Here is a 2,403-nt window from a genome sequence, read left to right as displayed (position 1 = left end):
GGGTGAAGTTATCGACGCCGCGATGGTCGATGGCGCTTCGATGCTGGCGGTGCCCCTGCACGCCTTGATGGCGGCCGGCTTGTGGAGCGATAAGCGTGGCGCGAACCTGCTCGATTCCGGCGCCCCGTTCTACGACACCTATGAGACGTCGGACGGACGCCATATCGCCATCGGCTGTCTCGAGCCGCAATTCTTCGCCGAATTCGCCAGGCTGCTGCCGCTCGACGAGCGCTTTGCATCCGGCCAGTACGACAAGGCCCTGTGGCCGCCGATGCGCGCCGCCATTGCCGATCGGATCCGGCAGAAACCACGCGACGACTGGGACCGGTTGTTCGCGCAAACCGATGCCTGCGTTGCACCCGTTCTGTCGCTGCAAGAGGCAAAGCACCACCCGCACAATCGGGCACGCAACGCCTCTGTGACGGCAGGTGCATTTGAGCGCCCGGCCCCGGCCCCGCGTTTCTCGAGTTCGCAACCGACATTGGCCACTATGCCCGGCGATGAGGATTTGTTGCCGTCGACAATGCTGGCACGTTTCGGCTTTGCGAAAGCCGAGATCGACGACCTTGTCAAATCCGGCTTGCTGACCGATAACTAGAGAACAAAAATCAACTTACTGCGGTGCTGCCTTGGACGAGCCGAAGAAGGACGTGATCCGTGAGACGGACGCCGAAGCGATCCGGCTGGCGAAGACGCTTCTGCGCAGCGCCCGCTTTGGCGCCCTGGCGGTGATCGAACCGCAAACCGGCTCGCCGCTGGCCAGCAGGGTTGGCGTGGCCACCGACATCGACGGCGCACCGCTGATCCTGGTGTCGATGCTTTCGGCGCACACCGGCGCGCTGCTTGCCGACCCGCGCTGTTCCCTGTTGCTCGGCGAACCAGGCAAGGGCGACCCGCTGGCGCACCCGCGCCTGACACTGGTCTGCCAGGCGGTAAGGATCGAGCGCGGATCGGCCGAACACGCCCGCACCGAGCGCCGTTACCTCAATCACAATGCCAGGGCGAAACTTTACGCCGGTCTCGGTGACTTTTCGATCTTTCGCCTCGATCCGCAACGCGCCAGCCTCAACGGCGGCTTCGGCAAGGCCTATCAGCTCGACCGATCGGATCTGCTCGCCAGCGGACCGGTCGTCGAGGAACTCGCGGCGCGCGAACAATCGGCCATCGACCACATGAACGCCGACCATCTCGACGCGATCGCCGTTTACGCACAGCATTTCGCCAAAGTATCCGGCAACGGCTGGCGTATTGCCGGATTCGATGCCGATGGCATGGATCTGGTGTCGGGCGACGATGCTTGCCGGGTCTTTTACCCGCAACCTCTGGGCGCAGCAGGTGAATTGCGGCACGTTCTGGTCGATATGGCGAGGGCGGGCCGAGCCATTGTCGACGCCGAGACTGAGACTTAATTATGCTGGATCAAAAGCAACACTTGAGATTTAGGTGAAATGCTCTACCTTTTAGTGACGCTGAATCGCCAGCGCCGATCGATAAGTGAATTTATGGAATCAGACGCCATTGCCCCCATGGCGTCGGGATGAACAGGAAGCATGGGGGATCGATGGTCTCGACAAAGCTAATCGTGAACGCCGAATCGGCGGCAGAGTTTCTCATGCTGATGGGCAATGAGAAGCGACTGTTGATCATGAGCTACCTCGCCGAAGGTGAAATGTCGGTGGGAGCCATAGCCGAGAAGGTGATGCTCAGCCAATCCGCCCTGTCCCAGCATCTCGCCAAGTTGCGGGCGCTCGACCTTGTCGACACCCGCCGCGACCGGCAGATGATTTACTACTCCTGCAAATCCGACGCCGTGCGAGAACTGCTTGTCATGCTGGACGGCATTTTCGGCAGCGGCAAGGATGACCTGTCCCAGATGGCGCACCGCTTGCGCCGTGCTGGAACCTGACCACACAGCCGCCGATCTCGCCGGCGATTCAGAGCGACATGCGCCGATTTGGGGCGCACAAAGCTGGCTGATTGTCCCGAATTGTCGCATCGTGCTTTCCAAACAAGGTGAGCGCCGGGAAGCGGTCCGGATTTTCGGGCCGATGCGACGGTCGCGAGGAATGCATGGATCCCATTCGCATCGACGACCCGCAAGATCCGCGCGTCGCTGCCTATCTCGACATTCGCGAGCGTGACCTCGCCGGCCGGCAAGGCCGCTTCGTCGCCGAAGGCAAGGTGGTGCTCGACCTGTTGCTCACAACTGGACGCTTTGCCGCCGAATCGGCCCTCGTCCTGGAAAACCGGCTGGCGGGTCTCGACAAGATCCTGAGCAAGGCGCCCGCCGACCTCCCGGTCTATGTGGCCACCAGCGCTGTGATGGACGCAATCGCCGGATTTCACATGCATCGCGGCATCCTGGCCATGGGCCGCAAGGGAGCGCCGCAGCCGGCCGAAGCC

General features: G+C 62.3%; 3 protein-coding genes and 1 pseudogene. All 4 read left to right on the top strand.

Features of this window, described 5'->3' with window-relative positions; translation table 11 throughout:
• The coding region (locus tag EN925_RS32065) for a CoA transferase (protein WP_164894534.1) at positions 1–598 on the top strand (598 nt) is incomplete at its 5' end.
• A 31-nt stretch (positions 599–629) separates the two neighbouring features.
• Complete coding sequence (locus EN925_RS32060) at positions 630–1,409, top strand: HugZ family protein (RefSeq protein ID WP_127385377.1); 780 nt, start codon at positions 630–632, stop codon at positions 1,407–1,409.
• Positions 1,410–1,561: 152 nt separating this feature from the next.
• A complete protein-coding gene (locus tag EN925_RS32055) occupies positions 1,562–1,906 on the top strand; it encodes a metalloregulator ArsR/SmtB family transcription factor (protein WP_013529913.1) in 345 nt (114 codons plus the stop codon).
• 164 nt (positions 1,907–2,070) lie between these two features.
• Positions 2,071–2,403: pseudogene (locus tag EN925_RS32050) on the top strand (RNA methyltransferase); the annotation flags it as partial.

Origin of the sequence: Mesorhizobium sp. M7A.F.Ca.US.006.04.2.1 (genome assembly GCF_004022915.1) — a bacterium.
GTDB lineage: Bacteria > Pseudomonadota > Alphaproteobacteria > Rhizobiales > Rhizobiaceae > Mesorhizobium > Mesorhizobium ciceri.
The sequence above is the reverse complement of the archived record's forward strand: the minus strand, read 5'-3'. Positions and strand labels throughout refer to the sequence as shown.